General features: G+C 64.0%; 14 protein-coding genes and 2 pseudogenes. 12 read left to right on the top strand and 4 right to left on the bottom strand.

Annotated elements, in window-relative coordinates; genetic code table 11:
* Window positions 1-25: 25 nt before the first annotated feature.
* Window positions 26-649, bottom strand: a complete 624-nt coding sequence (locus tag L6444_RS21390) for a TetR/AcrR family transcriptional regulator (protein WP_236977103.1) — start codon at window positions 647-649, stop codon at window positions 26-28.
* A gap of 65 nt (window positions 650-714) precedes the next feature.
* Between L6444_RS21390 and L6444_RS21385 the strand changes: the two genes are divergently transcribed.
* The 3 genes and pseudogenes from L6444_RS21385 (at window position 715) to L6444_RS21375 (ending at window position 3,238) form a co-directional block, all read left to right on the top strand.
* Entirely contained in the window at window positions 715-1,983 is a 1,269-nt protein-coding gene (locus tag L6444_RS21385) for a hypothetical protein (protein WP_236977102.1), read from the top strand.
* A gap of 378 nt (window positions 1,984-2,361) precedes the next feature.
* Window positions 2,362-2,409 (top strand): annotated as a pseudogene (locus L6444_RS31230) (hypothetical protein); the annotation flags it as partial.
* Between the two features lie 82 nt (window positions 2,410-2,491).
* Window positions 2,492-3,238, top strand: a complete 747-nt coding sequence (locus L6444_RS21375; protein ID WP_459551869.1) for a sulfotransferase — start codon at window positions 2,492-2,494, stop codon at window positions 3,236-3,238.
* Window positions 3,239-3,325: 87 nt separating this feature from the next.
* On the opposite strand, the gene L6444_RS21370 is transcribed toward L6444_RS21375, so the two are convergent.
* Window positions 3,326-4,939 carry a phytoene desaturase family protein gene (locus L6444_RS21370; protein WP_236977099.1) on the bottom strand — a complete coding sequence of 538 codons (1,614 nt, stop codon included), beginning with the start codon at window positions 4,937-4,939 and terminating at the stop codon, window positions 3,326-3,328.
* 55 nt (window positions 4,940-4,994) lie between these two features.
* Between L6444_RS21370 and L6444_RS21365 the strand changes: the two genes are divergently transcribed.
* The 6 genes and pseudogenes from L6444_RS21365 (at window position 4,995) to L6444_RS21340 (ending at window position 9,775) form a co-directional block, all read left to right on the top strand.
* Window positions 4,995-5,621, top strand: coding sequence for a TetR/AcrR family transcriptional regulator (locus L6444_RS21365; RefSeq protein WP_236977098.1), 627 nt, complete (start codon window positions 4,995-4,997; stop codon window positions 5,619-5,621).
* 227 nt (window positions 5,622-5,848) lie between these two features.
* A pseudogene (locus tag L6444_RS21360) lies at window positions 5,849-6,625 on the top strand (SDR family NAD(P)-dependent oxidoreductase); the annotation flags it as partial.
* A complete protein-coding gene (locus tag L6444_RS21355) occupies window positions 6,625-7,392 on the top strand; it encodes a hypothetical protein (protein WP_236977094.1) in 768 nt (255 codons plus the stop codon). The pseudogene L6444_RS21360 and the gene L6444_RS21355, both read left to right, overlap by 1 nt.
* 1 nt (window position 7,393) lies before the next feature.
* A complete protein-coding gene (locus L6444_RS21350; protein WP_236977092.1) occupies window positions 7,394-8,170 on the top strand; it encodes a hypothetical protein in 777 nt (258 codons plus the stop codon).
* Between the two features lie 34 nt (window positions 8,171-8,204).
* Window positions 8,205-8,969, top strand: a complete 765-nt coding sequence (locus L6444_RS21345; protein WP_236977090.1) for a hypothetical protein — start codon at window positions 8,205-8,207, stop codon at window positions 8,967-8,969.
* Between the two features lie 89 nt (window positions 8,970-9,058).
* The gene (locus L6444_RS21340) at window positions 9,059-9,775 is read left to right on the top strand and encodes a TetR/AcrR family transcriptional regulator (protein WP_236977088.1); all 717 of its coding nucleotides are present in this window, start codon (window positions 9,059-9,061) and stop codon (window positions 9,773-9,775) included.
* On the opposite strand, the gene L6444_RS21335 is transcribed toward L6444_RS21340, so the two are convergent.
* Window positions 9,772-10,950, bottom strand: coding sequence for a PEP-utilizing enzyme (locus L6444_RS21335; protein WP_236977086.1), 1,179 nt, complete (start codon window positions 10,948-10,950; stop codon window positions 9,772-9,774). The genes L6444_RS21340 and L6444_RS21335 overlap by 4 nt on opposite strands.
* On the bottom strand, window positions 10,898-11,278 hold the full coding sequence (locus L6444_RS21330; protein WP_236977084.1) for a hypothetical protein: 381 nt from the start codon (window positions 11,276-11,278) through the stop codon (window positions 10,898-10,900). The genes L6444_RS21335 and L6444_RS21330 overlap by 53 nt, the downstream gene beginning before the upstream one ends.
* Window positions 11,279-11,449: 171 nt before the next feature.
* On the opposite strand from L6444_RS21330, the gene L6444_RS21325 reads away from it, so the two are divergent.
* The 3 genes from L6444_RS21325 to L6444_RS21315 are packed head-to-tail and all read left to right on the top strand — an operon-like array spanning window position 11,450 to window position 14,541.
* Window positions 11,450-12,529, top strand: a complete 1,080-nt coding sequence (locus L6444_RS21325; RefSeq protein ID WP_236977082.1) for a spirocyclase AveC family protein — start codon at window positions 11,450-11,452, stop codon at window positions 12,527-12,529.
* Window positions 12,530-13,150 (top strand): TetR/AcrR family transcriptional regulator, encoded by a 621-nt coding sequence (locus tag L6444_RS21320; RefSeq protein ID WP_236977080.1) that lies wholly within the window; start codon window positions 12,530-12,532, stop codon window positions 13,148-13,150.
* Window positions 13,147-14,541, top strand: coding sequence for a protoporphyrinogen/coproporphyrinogen oxidase (locus L6444_RS21315; protein ID WP_236977079.1), 1,395 nt, complete (start codon window positions 13,147-13,149; stop codon window positions 14,539-14,541). Before L6444_RS21320 ends, L6444_RS21315 begins: the two co-directional genes overlap by 4 nt.
* The last annotated feature ends 114 nt before the right edge of the window (window positions 14,542-14,655 follow it).

The following is a 14,655-nucleotide window of genomic DNA, read 5'->3' as shown; positions in this document are numbered from 1 at the left end:
TACCCTCGCTGTCCCACGTCCGCGCTCACGCGTTGCCGCCGGTCGGTCCGTAGATCAGCCGCCAGCCGACCTCCGAGATTGACCGCGCGAACTTCCTATCGGCCGAGGCGGGCGCGGTGGCTATGTGCTGGGCGGTGAGGCGCTCAAAGCCGTAGACGACGAAATTCGCGACCATCTGCGCATCGAGGTCATCGGGCACCGAACCCTCGAGCTGGCCGTTGCTGATCCGTTCCCGCATCACGGTGGCGACCTCTTTCATCCGGTCGTCCCAGATCGCCGCCAGTTCGGGATCGTATGCGGCGGCCTCGAAATAAGCCCGCAGCAGCGGTGCGTGTTCGCGCCACACGCGCACGGTGTTCAGGTGCGCGGTGACCATCGATTCCCGTCCGCCGGTGCCCGCGGCCCAGGCGCGGGCGGTGTCGAACAAATCGGCCGTGGCGTCGGCGACGACTCTGCGCAGCAGATCGGTCTTGTCGGTGAAGTTCTTATAGAACGCCGACCTGGCTACGCCGGCCTCCGCACAGATCCGCTGGACACCCAGGCTGGTGACGCTCTCGCCGGCCGAGAGGCAGCGCACCGTCGCATCGATGACGTCCCGGGTAACGCCGTTGCGGCGAGTCCGGCCGCTGGAAACCTTGCGCGTCGGCACCCGCCAAGCTTAGCGGCTTACCAAAGTTAATAGACACTATGTCTCTTTATTGCTAGGTTGTGGCCATGCTCCCCACCGCCGCCGGCAATCCACTCGCCACCACCGAGCAGCGTGAAGGCGAGGCACTGGCCATGCGCGCCTTGGCATCTCCGGTCGTCGAACGGGCGCGTGAACTGGTCGCCATGCGGTGGAAAACCCTCGCCGGACGGGGCGCCCCGCAAGAGGCGCTAGGGACTCGGTTCGACGAACTCGTCGAGGAGTTCGCGTTCAATTACTGCCTCAAGGCCGCTGCGGGCGACGCCAACCACCCGAGGGTCCTGGGCATGCACTACTGTCCGCCGCATCGGTGGTTCGGCGTGGATGTGCCGGGCTCGCGGGGCTCGGGGGGTGACGGCCCGGATCAGCATTACGTGCTCGTTCCGGTCAGCTACGGAGCGCACTATGAAATCGAGGGTCGAAGGTTCGACCCGGTGCCGGCCAACATTCCGTTGACGATCGTGGGTAACCCGTCGCTCACGATGACCCTGGGGAGCCTGGATCTGTTGCAGATCACGGTCTCCGACGACGGTCACTACCGGCTCACGGTCGGACCCGAAGCCGCCGACGGCGATCCGAACCATGTGCAGGTGCCGCCCGGCGCCTTGTATCTGTTCAACCGGGAATGTCGTTCGGACTGGCGGCAAGTGCCCAGCAGTTGGACTGTTCGACGCCTCGATCCGCCGGCCGCCGCACCCTGGACCGAGGACCAGGTGGCCAATCGTGCGGCAGCCACGATGATCGAGGACGTGCCGGCGATGCACTGGTTCATGAGCCTGTTCGCCGCGATGGAACCCAACTCCGTGTCGCCGCTGTTCGGCACCGGATGGGTCGGAGGTCTGGTGTCGCAGATGATCATGTTCGCCCGACTGCAGGTCGACGAGTCGCACGCGTTCGTATTCACCATCGGGGACGGGGACGCGCCATACCGCAACATCGTGTTGCACGACTACTGGTTTCGTACCATCGACTACTGGAAGCGTCAGAGTTGTCTGAACAACGGTCAGTCGACACCGAATCCTGACGGCAGCATCACCTACGTCGTGTCTCACGAAGATCCCGGTGTGGCGAACTGGCTGGACCCCTGCGGCTTCGAGCATCTGCTGGTCGTCAACCGCTGGCAGGGCATGCGCGGTGGTTCCGAGCCCACCGCCGCTGGACACCTGGTACCGATCGCAGATCTGGAATCCGCACTGCCCCTTGACGTTCCGCGCGTCACCAAAGAGCAGCGGGCCCGACAACTCCGGGAACGCCAGGAGACGTTTCAACTGAGATTCGCCACCGAAGGAGCATCATGACCGAACGCACCGCGCTGTGGGAACCGCCGCCACGACCCGAATGGGTCCAGCGGATCAACGAAGAAGGCGCGCACATGAACATCAGCGCGGTGGTGCCCTTGGACCCCGAGTCGCTGATCTCGGCAGCCCAGCGCAGCACCGGGCTGACCGACTTCGGCGATGATAACTGGCGCGAACCATTTGAAATCCTCTGCAAAGCAATGGAAGAGGAGGCTGACCTCAACCTGATGGGCCGGATCCGGACCCGGTCCGAGATTCTGCAACTACTGGAGGGCCGGCTGCAGATCGAGGACTGGTACACCCCGCCACCCGGAGATCGACGACGAGGTCGTCAGCGCACCCATCTTCGTGATCGGGCAGGGCCGTTCGGGAACCACGATGCTAGCCAACATCCTGGATGCTCACCCCGACAACTGCGCGCCAAAACACTGGGAGATCATCTTTCCCCTGCCCGCCGCCGGAGGCGGCCACCTACGAGACCGATCCCCGGATCGAGCGCGGTCATCAATTGATCGACCAATGGAACCGCGTCACGCCGACGATGGTGTCCCTGCACGAATTCGCCGGCAGACTACCGATGGAGTGTTGCCAGATCCTCGGATTCGGCTTCCGTTCCTCGACGTGGTTCGACAGCCTCGGCCAGGTTCCCAGCTACCAGATGTGGCTGGCCGGACAGGACGTCCGCATCGCGCTGGCGTATCACCGGCGCGTCCTGAAGCTTCTGCAATGGCGGAACCCGCGTGAGCACTGGATTCTCAAGGACCCCATGCATCTCGACCGCATACCCGAGATGCTCGAGGTTTACCCGGACGCGCGGTTCGTCTGGCCTCATCGCGACCCGACCCGAGCGCTGGCGTCGGCCGTCAGCCTGCTGGGTACCGTCCAATGGGGGCGGACCGACCATCCGTTCCAATTCGGCGCGTTCGACTACGTCACCAATCCCGACCTGTCCGCCGCACGGTTCAACGCCGTCATCGACCAGATCGAATCGGGCGCCATTCCCAAAGACAGACTCCATCACGTGTACTACGCAGACCTAGTCGATGATCCGATCGCGGCGATCGCCGCCATGTACGGCGCGTTCGGTCTGGAACTGACCGAGGCGGGCCGTGCGGCGATGCAAGACTACGTCGACGCACACCCCCGGGGCGCGCGTCCGGTGCACAAGCTCAACCTCGGCACCGAGGAGATGAACTCCCGCGACCGTCGCGCGTTCGCCCGCTATCAGGAGTACTTCTCGATTCCGTTCGAGTAGTGGGCGATTCAGGATTGACTGGAACGTGCCGCATGCTCGTCGGCTACCGCGGCGCACGGATGGCCCGCAGCGGCGAATCGAGCGCCGTCATCGCCTCTTGTTGTCGCGCAACGCAGTCTGGGCAGCGAGCTTTCCAGGCAAGGCGCACACGCCGCCGACGGGATGGGTGCCGGCTCCACTGAGGTAGAGACCTTTGACTGGCGTGCGGTAGCCGGCCAGCCCGGCTGCCGGCTTGAGGGGCCCGAATCGGGAGATGAGCGGGTCGACGTGGTAGACGTTGCCCGCCGGTGCGTTGAATCTGGCTTCGATATCCGGCCCGCCGAGTACGGCCCGATCGATTTCGAGCCTGTCCAGTCCCTCGTAATACTGGGCGGAGTCGCGCAACACGGCGTCACCGACCTTGTCACGCACGTCGTCCCACGGCTCTTCGGGTGTCACCGGGATGACGCCCGACCACAGCCACAGGTTGGCTCGGCCTTCGGGGGCTTGGGTGGGATCGACCGCGCTTGGGATGATGGCGCAGCTCACCGGAACCGGGTCGGGCCATTGGCCGCGAACAACGGCATTCCAGGCAGCATCTTGTTCTTTGAGGGTGTGCCAGGCAATGAGGTACTTGCGCAGGTCCAGGCCGTCGCCACGCCAGTCCTCGTGTTTCTTCATCGTCACGTGGCCCTCGAGGGCGACGTTGATCTTGAGGGACGTGGCGTGGGTCTTGCGGATCGGAATGTCCTTGGCGCGCACCGACAGTTTGGTGTCCAGCGTGCCGGCCGGTAGCAGCTCGTTGAGAGTGACGACGGGGTTACAGGTGGTCAGCACGCCATTGCGGGCCCGGACCAGCTGACCGGATTCCAGTAGCACCCCGGTCACCCGGTCGTTGGACACGGTGAGCTGTTGAACCCGGCTGTCGGTGTGCACCGTGCCGCCGTGTGCGGTGAGGCAGCGGTGCAGTGCGGCGGGCAGCGCGCCGGTGCCCCCGACCGGCATCGCGTTCGAAACCTTCTGTACGACACCGAGATAGATCATCGCCCACGCGGTCACGTCTAATTGCATTTGCGAAAACGCGGCCATCGCCGCCAGTGCGCCCTTGGGTAACTCGGATTCGAAGGTCTCTTCGAGGAATTCGGTGTGCGACGCGTAGACCATGTTCCGCAGCTTCCACACGTCCTTGATGTGGCGGGTGGCGCCGAACAGCGAGCTGCCCATCTCCCGGTTGAACGGCCGCAGTGGGTGCGACTTCATGTAGGCCACCACCACATCCATGATCGGATCCAGCGAGTTGGCCAGGTCCAGCCAGGCCCGAGCATCTTTGGGGGAAAACCGCCGCAGCTCGTCTGCCGTGCGACTGGCGTCCTTCCAGATCGCCAGCGAGCTTCCGTCCGGAGCCAATTGGATATGCGCGGGGTCCACCGATATCTGCTTGAGACCATACTTGTGCAGCTCGAGGTCCTCGGCGACTCCGGAGAGCCGGAAGATTCCGGTCAGCTGGATCGCGCCTTCGTTGAAGAAGTGGCCGGGCGCCTTGGCCAAGGTGGCGTTGGTGGAGGTCATGCCGCCCACCGTGGGCGACGCCTCCAGGACGGCTACGCGGTGTCCAGCGCGGGCCAGGTAGCAGGCGGCGGTCAATCCGTTGTGTCCGGCTCCGATGACCACGTAGTCGGCTTCAGCGGGGAGAGCATTTTCCGTCATACCTGCGATCTTCATCGAACTCGATTGTAAAATCAAGATTGAGATGTGGATCGGATGCGATACTGCTGTCGTGACTGTGTCTCCTGCCCCGATGGGACGCCGCGATCGGCGCAAGGCCGAAGCCCGGCAACGACTGCTGGCCGCAGCCCACCAGCTGATCGCCGAGAACGGTGTGTCGGAACTTCGAATCAGCGATGTCACCGATCACGCGGACCTCGGCTTCGGCACCTTCTACACGTACTTCCAGTCCAAAGACGCGCTCATTGAGGCGGTGGTAGCCGACGTGCTTGCCGGCCTTGCGGCACGGATCGGTGCGGATGCTCTGGAGTTCACCGATCCTGCTGAGGCGGCGTCGGCGTCGTATCGGCGTTTCCTGCGCTTCAGCCGGGACGAACCCGAATTGGCTCGGGTTCTCGTCGAACTCGACCGCGTGAACGCGATTTTCGAGGACGCGGTGACGCCATGGGCAATGGAGACCCTGACCCGTGGCCGCAAAGCCGACCGGTTCGAGATCGACGACCTGAATCTGGCCCTCATCTCGATCGTGGGTGCCGCGTTGGCGGCTATCCGGGCGATCCTGGCCGGGCGGCTTCCGGCGGGGCCGAAGACGGAGTCGCGCGGGGCGGAGATGATGTTGCGCGGCTTCGGGGTGGACCCGGCGTCCGCGCGGGAGATTGCCCGGCGAAAGCTGCCGTAGTCACAAGCCCTGCACGAGTGGGGCTGGGGGTTGACTTCGTACCATTCATAAGATAACAATTGATCTCTAATAAGAGATCGAACGATATCTAGTAGTCACCGTCCTGACGATCGACTTCGTCGCATCGGATCATCGATTGAACTGAGCCGCAGGGAGATACGTCGCAATGAGCAGAGGCCGCCTACAGGACAAGGTCGCGATCGTCACGGGCTCGACCAAGGGGATCGGGGGAGGCCCTGGTCAGAGGATTCGCCCAAGAGGGAGCCAAAGTCGTGGTGTGCGGCCGCAGCGCCCAGCGTGGCGCCGAACTGGCCGACCAGATCAATGCCGATGGCGGCACAGCCCATTTCATCCGGTTCGACCTGAGCGACGAAGCGAGCGTGGCCAATCTGATGCGCGAGACCGCGGCGCATTACGGCAGGCTTGACATCATCGTCAACAACGCCCACCCGACCGAACACACCGCCGGGGGCGCAGCGGGCCTCGAGGACAAGATCGACAACCCCATCGGAGAGCTCACGACCGAAGCATGGCGAAAGATCACGCTGCCCACCTTCGACGGGCTCTTCTGGGCGCTGCGCGAGGCGATCAAACAGTTCACCAAACAGGGTGGTACTGGGACCATCATCAATATTTCCAGCATGGTGTCCAACCAGGGCCTGGCCGGCGTGGACGTACACACCGCCACCAAGGGCGCAATGAACGCGCTGACCCGCTCCATTGCGGTCGAATACGCCCCACAGATCCGGTGCAACACCATCGTCGCGGGTCTGGTCGCGACAGGTGCGATCGAGGGAATGGTGCACGACCCAGTCATCGGACCCGCGCTCGCCGGGTGCGTACTGACCACTCGCATCGCAGAACCCCGTGACTTCGTGGGTGCGGCGGTATTCCTTGCCTCCGAAAACGAATCGTTCTTCGTCACCGGCCAGTGCATCAATGTCGACGGCGGCATGGGCGTGATGATGCCCATCCCCAAGCTCGAAGCGGCCGCGGCCGGCTGATGATGCAATACTCGGTCGATCAGGTCTTCGGGACCCTCGACAACCTGGACCCACGTGCCTTCATCGGGCTGGCGCTGGCCAGTACCGGCTACTACGTGCAGTACGTGTCGAGCGTGCGTAAAGGCTTTCGGGACCGAATACACGGGACACCCGTTGCCTGCAACATGTGGAATTTCGCCGACGACTTCATCTACTTGTGCTTGTTCGCCCGCTGGTTCGGTCGTAACCCGTACAGCCACTGGTTCACCATCGCGCTGTGGTTCGGCATGGCGATCTGGGTCAGTCTCGAGCTGATGACGCACTATCAGACAATCAAATACTCTCTGGCGGAATTGATTCCAACGCTGGGACGAGGTCCGGCTGTTGCGCTCTATCTCGGCGCCCAGCTCGCCATGTTCGTCCTGATGATCTTCTTCATCAACCTTGTCGACGATCCCATCCTGTTGTTGGCTATCGTTTCGACCCAATTCACCTCTGTCGCATTCGCGATTCCGATGCTGCTCGGCCGTGGACATCGTCGCGGGATTTCGACGGCTGCGGCTCGGGCGATGCTGGTGGCACCCGCGGCGTTTCTGACGTTGTTCCTGCCGGCGGTGGCCCCGCAGTTCGACACCGCGATCACCTATCTCGCCGCGGCGGCGTGTTTTGTCACCGCGCTTGCCTACAACCTGCTACTGCGCCGGTACCCCGTGGAGTCCCGGGCGACCGCGCCTTTGACCGCCGACCCGGTTGTGGTTGCGCGACCGGCCGCCCGAAAGGAGATATGAGATGGCCGAATTGGCGATCAGCCGTCGGATTCAGCAGGCCTGTATCTGGGCGGGTCCCGCGATGGGCGTCTTGTTCGTCGTGGGCTTCACGGTCGCGGGGTTCTTCCCGCCGCCGTCGCCGAACAAGAGCTCTGCCGAGGTGGCGGCGATGATCGACGCGCATCGCACCGCGATCCGGATCGGTATCGTCATCTGCCTGGCGTCATGCCCGTTACTGATGCCGTTCCTGGCCTCGTTCACCATTCAGATGAAGCGCATTGAGGGTGTCCGTCCGATCATGGCCTACACCCAGCTTGCGCTGGGAGCGCTGGCCACCATCGAATTCGTCATCCCGTACGTGTTCATGCTGGCGTCCACCTACCGGGCCGATCAGAACCCGGACGTGACGCGGGCGCTGTACGACCTCGGGTGGTTCTTCTTCCTCGGCGTCATCTCGACATTCGTCTTACAGCTCGTGTTGTTCGGTGTGGCGGTGCTGATCGACCGCCGCACCGCGCCGATCTTTCCCCGCTGGCTGGGCTATGTGAACATCTGGCTCGCAATAACATTCACGCCGGCCAGCTTCCTGGTGTTCTTCAAGACCGGGCCGCTGGCATGGAACGGCGTGCTGGTGTGGTGGGTGCCCGTCGCCGCATTCCTGCTGTGGTTCCTGCCGAACTTCGTCTGCCTGCTGCGCGCCGTGCGTGCCGACACCGAGCCGGCCCAGGGCGATGGACGGCTCGAACAGGAGATTGCCGACCTGCGCGCCCGCCTGGACGCGCTGTCGCCGGCTCGCTGAGCGCTCGATCCTGCCGTGAAAAGGAGTTCGCCCGTTGGTACTCGAAGATCTGTTGCGCAACTACGATTTCAGCAATCCCGATATCGTGCGTGTGCTGATCGTGTCGGCGGTCGCGTTCGGATTCGGCTACGGGGTGTACGTCTACTGCATCCTGCTATTGGTGCGGGAGCGCAAGAGCCCGTACCCGGTCTGGATGCATACGTTCTACCTCGCCTGCGATGCCACCGGGACGGTGTTCTGGTTCCTGCTCGCCAAAGAACATCATTGGTTCTGGTTCTTCAGTGCCAGCTCCGCAGCCATGTTGATCTGGGTGTTCTGTGAGCTGTGGTCGTTATACATGGCGGTTTGCTATGAGCGCCAAGAAATCTGGGGTCGGTACTACGACCAGCCGGTCACACCGCGGCAGGCGGTGAATCGGATTGCGGCGCAGACCCTGTGGTTCCTCTGCGTGGTCAACCTGACCAACTACTTCTTCGGCGGCCTACACGACGCCGCGATGTTCAAATGGTATGTCTGGACGAACCTCATCGTCGCCGTAGGTCCCGGATACCTGTGGGCCGTCCGTAGGACGCGGGAGGGCACGTCTATGGGCCTCGCGATCATGGTGCTGCTGTCGATCATCGCGACCTATCTGCCGCGCGGATATGGCATGTGGACCACCGCCTCGTCTTACTTCGACACCCCGTGGTTCACGCTCAGCGGGCTCGTCGCGACCGCCTACGCGATCTACAACCTCAACCTCGTCCGTAAGTTCGCCCCCAAACCTGCGCTGATCGACGGGCGCAAAACCGTGTGGTGAGGCGCGGCCGCGATCAGGTCGGGGAGTAGCGGTGGCCGGCCGCTACTGTGTCAGTCATCAGCGCGGTCCAGCGCGGAAGAAGGGTACAGATGGCGTCGGCCGGAGTGAAGCGGAACGGGGGTGCCGCGCGCCCCACCCCGACACGTCGTAGCACCGCGGAAGTCCGCACGCTGATACTGGCCTCCGCGCGCAAGCTCTTCTCTATCCACGGTTACCGGGGCACCAGCACCCGCGACGTCGCAAGCGCTGCCGGAGTGACCGCCGCGGCGATCTATCGGCATTTCGGCAATAAGGAGGGCCTTTTCGAGGCGGCGGTGGAAGAACCCCTGCACGCCACCGTCGACGGGTTTCTCAACGACTGGGAGTTCATCGGCTCCGACCAGCGCAACAACGAGGCCGCCGCGCGCCTGTTCATGAAAAGTGTCGTAGCCCTGTTGCGGGACAACCGCGAACTGTTCGCCGCGTATCTGCAGGGACGCGCGGGGCGTGCGGTGGAGGAGTCCGCGCTCAGCCGCGAGCTGGGCAATGTGGTCGACCGGGTACGCACCGCTATCGAGGGACAAGGCTTGGTCGGTGTCGACGTGCCCGTCACGGTCCGTTGCGTCACCGGCATGTTGATGTCGACGGTGCTGTACGACGATTTTCTGTTCCCCCCCGACGACAAGCCGGCAGACGACCGGTTACTCGACGAGGCGGTCGCGCTCACCTTGCGTGGCATCGAATCTCGCGACGCCGCAAGGCAACCGCCAGCGAAAGGTGCGCACGTCCGAAGCGCCGCTCCGAAAGCCAAGGCCGGCCGAAGTTAGGCCGGCTGCACTCGCACCGTGCCCGCGCCGCCGTCGACGGTCACTCGGTCTCCGGTGCGCAACGTGCGGCTGCCGTCCACAGTGTTGATGACACAGGGGATTCCGAGTTCGCGGGCGACAATGGCGCCGTGGGACAGCGACCCGCCGATGTCAATGACGACCGCCGCGGCAACCGATAGCAGCGGAGCCCAGGACGGGTCGGTGATGCGGCACACCAGGATGTCGCCGGGTTCGAAATCGTCAGCCTGGTCGCTGTCGGCGTCATGAATGACCCGGGCCGTTCCTTCGACTACGCCGGGACTCACGCCCATGCCTGAGACGACGTCGACGCGCTCGGCTGGCTGCTCGCCGCCGTCCAACGGCACCGGTGTCGGGTTGCCCTGCCACGTCGGCGGCAGGTCCAAGGCTCGGTAGCGGGCGTAGAGGGCGCGACGCTCGGCGATCAGGTCACCGCGATCAGCGTGGGGGTCGCCGAGGAGTTCGTCGAGGGTCAAGAAGAACACGTCCTCCTCATCGTCCAGAACGTCCTCGGCGGCCAACGCGGCCCCGATCGCTCGCGCGCCGGCGCGCATCCCGTCCATGGCCAGCAGAAAGCCGGCCTTGCCGACTTCACGGCCGAGCACAAATCGTCGCGTCAATGCCAGGGTTGGTCCAACCAAAGGCCGTCGTGATCGTGGAAGTTGTTCCCGCAGTTGACGTTCGGCAGATTGCCGGGCCAATCGGGTGGACGCGGCATTGGCCAGCGGATCGGCACCGGACTTGCGGTACGACTTGGCCAAGGCCCGAATCGGGGTCAGGTCCTCGCGCCAGGAACGGCTTGACACGTCGCCCTCGCCCCGGCCGTGGTACCCGTGCCGGTGGACGAACTCCGACTCGGTAAGTCGCCCTGCGGCCAGCTCCCGCACATCGGCGACCACGGCGGACTCCTCCATGCCGCCGTATCCACTGACCAAAGTCCTTTCCGCGCCGTCCATTCCGGCTGCGTCGCACAACTTGGTGAGTTGGTCGTAGAAGGCCTGGGCCAGCAGGGTGACAATGCAGTGGGCACGCATCACCGGGACGTAGCGGCGGCGGCCCTCGGAGAGCACCGCAACGCCTGCCTCCACTCCGACCGGTGCACGGTCACAGACCTGACTCGTCCACCACGCATAGTTGTCGGCCCGGTACGCAGCCACCTGCCGGGGAGTCTGAATCACATTCCGGGGCATCTTCGCGGCCACGATCGGATACCGGTGACGTACCGGCCGATTGTGCTCGTGCGACATCTTGGCCCCGAAAAAACTGGGCCTCCACCGCATCGCCCGACGTGCCCGGCATCCGATCGCCGAAGGCGCGAAAAGTATTGACATTGGCCGCATATCGGCCGTAGAAGATGCAACCGAACCGTCTGTTGACATCGGAGACATCGGGCGGGCGCGGCCATGCGCCGAGGGCGACGACGACCTCGGAGAGGACCTGTTCGGTCAGGCCGCCCCAGATGCTCCAGCCCAGCGGTGTGTGCACGCCGGGAGCCGCCTCGGCGACGTTGCCTGTCGAAAAAGAACGTGTTCGGCGAGCTGACCATGTGGAGCAGGTTCGGCTGCTCGACCATCGGCACGGTTGGGTTACTCATCGGGGACAATGTACGACATTGGAACGAGGTACGTAAGCCGTTCCATGTGTTATGTTCCAGCAATGAACGCCGGTTTCGATGCGGTTCTGATCGACCGGGACACGCCCGCGACGTCCGGTGCCAGCGCGCGGCCGTCCGGGAAGGTGTGGTTGTGGGCCGCTGCGGGCTTGGCGCTGGTTGGCCTGGCGGTGACCTGTTGGACCCGGTGGTTGCTGTCCGGGAGTGCCAAACCCGTCGACCCCGGCCCGGATCCGTACCGCTACGGCTGGGTCATCCGGCTGACGGAGACGCTCAGCCTCTCGGTGTTCGCATTCCTGTTCTGGTACACGCTGTTGCGCCCGGCGTACCGGCAGCGCACCGTCACCCTGGACGGGAAGCTGTTCTTGGGCGGCTTGTTCGCGTCCGTGCTCGACGTGTTGTGCCAGATGTTCAACCCCACCTGGGCCTTGAACGCCCACTCGCTGAATCTGGGCACGTGGGCCGGGCAGTTCCCGGGCTTCGCTGCACCGCAGGCCGATCGGTGGGCGTGGAGCCTGGGCTGGTGCATGCCGGCCTATATCTGGCTGGGAGTGGGAGCCGCGATCGTGGGCTGTGCCTATCTGGATGCTTTGCGCCGACAGTTCCCGCGAGCGAGCACGGTCGCGCTCTACGCGGTCGTCTTAGGGACGTTCATGGTGGCCTTCGGATGCCTGGCCACCGTATGGAACCGGACCGGTGTCTACAGCTACGTGTCCTCGCCGGACGCGCTGACGCTGTGGGCCGGCACGACGCACCGGTTACCGCTGACCGAGTTGTTGTTCATCTCCTCGTATTGCCTGATGTTCACCTGGCTGCGCGACGGACGCGATGCGAACGGGCGGTGCGCGGTGGACCGTGACGTCGACGCGTTGACCGTAAACTCCGCCGTCAAGACGCTGTTGTCCACCCTGGCGGTCTGCGGATGGGCAGGCTTCACCACCGTGGTGGCTTACCAGATCCCCAACGACTGGGTAGCGATGACCGGCGGTGTGAACAGCATCCCGGTGCTGCCGTCCTATCAGCAGGGCAGCCTCTACTGTGGCCAACCTGGAAAGCCGTTGTGCCCCAATCAATATCTCAATCGCCTCAAGCAATCGCAGAGCGACGCGAGTGGAGGCGGTTAGATGGTCGCGATGGTCACCGAGAACCAGACACTTGGGCCGCCGGAGCGGGTAATCGCCGCTGCGCGCCGCTGCTTCGCCCGTTACGGCGTCGACCGGACCACGATGCAGGACATCGCGAAGGAATCAGGTATCGGGCGCACCGGTGTCTACCGGCTGGGCCTGACCCGGCGCGAGATCACCGAAGCCGCGATCGTGACCAGACTGCGCGAACTGGGGGAGGGCATCCGCCCGATCGCCGACCGCAATGCCCCGTTTGACGAACTGCTACTGCAGACCTCGATCGCCACGGTGGACGCGGCCCGCTCCGACCCGGAACTGGGCCACCTGCTGGACACGACAACCACCGTGTCCTTGCACCGGTTGATCACCGGTCACGAATCCGCCATGCAGGGAATCGTTTTGGACGTGTTGGGGCCAATGCTGCGGCGTGCCCGCGAACGCGGCGAGATCCGGCCCGAAGTCAGCGACGACCGCGCCGTCGAGTGGCTGCGTGGTGTCTACCTGATGTTGATGTTGCGTGAAGACCTCGACGCCGACGCCGAAAAAGCGCTCGTCACAGACTTCGTGTTGCCCTCCCTGGTCGCACACCCTGATACCCCGAGAAAGAGAGCTAAGAGATGACACCCCACACTCAGGACGGACTGGCCGATCGCGGACCCGTCTTCATCGTCGGTGCCGGGCCGTCCGGCCTCACCGCGGCGTATCGGCTTCGGCAGCAGGGCATCCCGGCTGTCGTTCTGGAGAAGCGCGACCGTACGGGTGGGATGATCCACACCCACCGCGAACAGGGTTACCTGATGGAGGAGGGGGCCACGATATTGCCGAGTGCCTACGAGCCGGTAGTCAAACTCGCCCACGAGATCGGTAGCGGTCAAGATCTGATCCCGGCCGGGTCCATCATCGGCTTTGCCCGCGACGACACCATCTACAACCTGCGCTCGGACCACCTGTTCCTCGACGTCCTCAAGACACCGCTCGTGTCGCTGAAGTCCAAGGCGCTGATGGCCCGATTCGGTGTCGATGCGACCCGCGCAAGCAAGCTGCTCAACTACGAAGACCTCTCTCGCGCTTCGGCATTCGACACCATGACACCACGTGAATACTGCTCGCTGCACCTCGGCCTGTCCGGGGAGGTCTACGACTACGTCATCAACTCGACGGTTCGTGGGGTGCTGGGCGTGCGTGGTGACGCCATTTCGAACCTCGAGCTGTTCTTCATGCTGTACAACATCCTGGGCAGCAAGCTCTACGCGTTCCGTGAGGGGTACTCGACGTACGTCGACCGGCTCTCCGAAGGCATGGACATCCGGCTGAAGGCCACCGTCCATGAGATCCGGGAAGAGGCCGACGGCGTGACCGTCACGTGGACGGACGGCGAGGGCAAGACCCATACCGAGTCCGGTTCGGGCGCCGTGGTCACCGCCCGCGGCGATACCATTCCCGATCTCGTGCCGGGCCATTTCGACGCGGCGTCGCAGGCGTTCCTGCGTGGCCTGCGTTACACCAAATGCGTGGTGATGAACACCGGGGTCACCCGTAAACCCAAAGGCATTGTGGCATCGGTCATCAACATCCCCGAGCCGGTCGATCCCGATCTGATGGGCTTCACCTGCGAGCACAACAAGGCGCCCGGTCGTGCGCCGGAAGGCCATGGCCTGCTTGACATTCTGACCATGACCGAATTCGCCGAACAGATCATCGACGAGGATGACGACACCATCCGCACCGAGATCCTGCGCCGGATGGAAAAGTTGATCCCCGGGGTCAGTGACACCGTCGACTACACACGAATTGCGCGGTGGAACGAAGTGATCGTGTACAGCAGGCCGGGCCTCTACAAGCAACTCGGGCAGTTCCAGGCGCGGCAGGCCGCAGTCACCTCCCGTATTCAGCTCGCCGGGGTATTTCGTTCCTCGTCGAACATGTGCACCGCAACCGTCTCCGGTGAGCGTGCGGCGGCAGAGCTGGTCGCCCAGTTGCGGACGCCGCGCAGACGCTTCGTCGCGGTGTAGCCGTGTCGCCTGGCTCCGGCGCTTGATCTTACGTCTGCGCACCTTGAAAGCTGTTGTGCTGCTCAACAATCAGTCCTGAAACTCGATCGCAGATCGTTTGTCGTCGAAGCATGC

The sequence above is a fragment of the Mycobacterium kiyosense genome (genome assembly GCA_021654635.1).
Taxonomy (GTDB): domain Bacteria; phylum Actinomycetota; class Actinomycetes; order Mycobacteriales; family Mycobacteriaceae; genus Mycobacterium; species Mycobacterium kiyosense.
This window is presented reverse-complemented; position numbering and strand designations above follow the sequence as displayed.

Excerpts from the sequence above, each read along its gene's own strand:
- L6444_RS21385 (WP_236977102.1), top strand. The coding sequence starts at position 715 with ATGCTCCCCACCGCCGCCGGCAATCCACTCGCCACCACCGAGCAGCGT.
- L6444_RS21370 (WP_236977099.1), bottom strand. The coding sequence starts at position 4,939 with ATGAAGATCGCAGGTATGACGGAAAATGCTCTCCCCGCTGAAGCCGAC.
- L6444_RS21355 (WP_236977094.1), top strand. The coding sequence starts at position 6,625 with ATGATGCAATACTCGGTCGATCAGGTCTTCGGGACCCTCGACAACCTG.
- L6444_RS21350 (WP_236977092.1), top strand. The coding sequence starts at position 7,394 with ATGGCCGAATTGGCGATCAGCCGTCGGATTCAGCAGGCCTGTATCTGG.
- L6444_RS21340 (WP_236977088.1), top strand. The coding sequence starts at position 9,059 with ATGGCGTCGGCCGGAGTGAAGCGGAACGGGGGTGCCGCGCGCCCCACC.
- L6444_RS21325 (WP_236977082.1), top strand. The coding sequence starts at position 11,450 with ATGAACGCCGGTTTCGATGCGGTTCTGATCGACCGGGACACGCCCGCG.
- L6444_RS21320 (WP_236977080.1), top strand. The coding sequence starts at position 12,530 with ATGGTCGCGATGGTCACCGAGAACCAGACACTTGGGCCGCCGGAGCGG.
- L6444_RS21315 (WP_236977079.1), top strand. The coding sequence starts at position 13,147 with ATGACACCCCACACTCAGGACGGACTGGCCGATCGCGGACCCGTCTTC.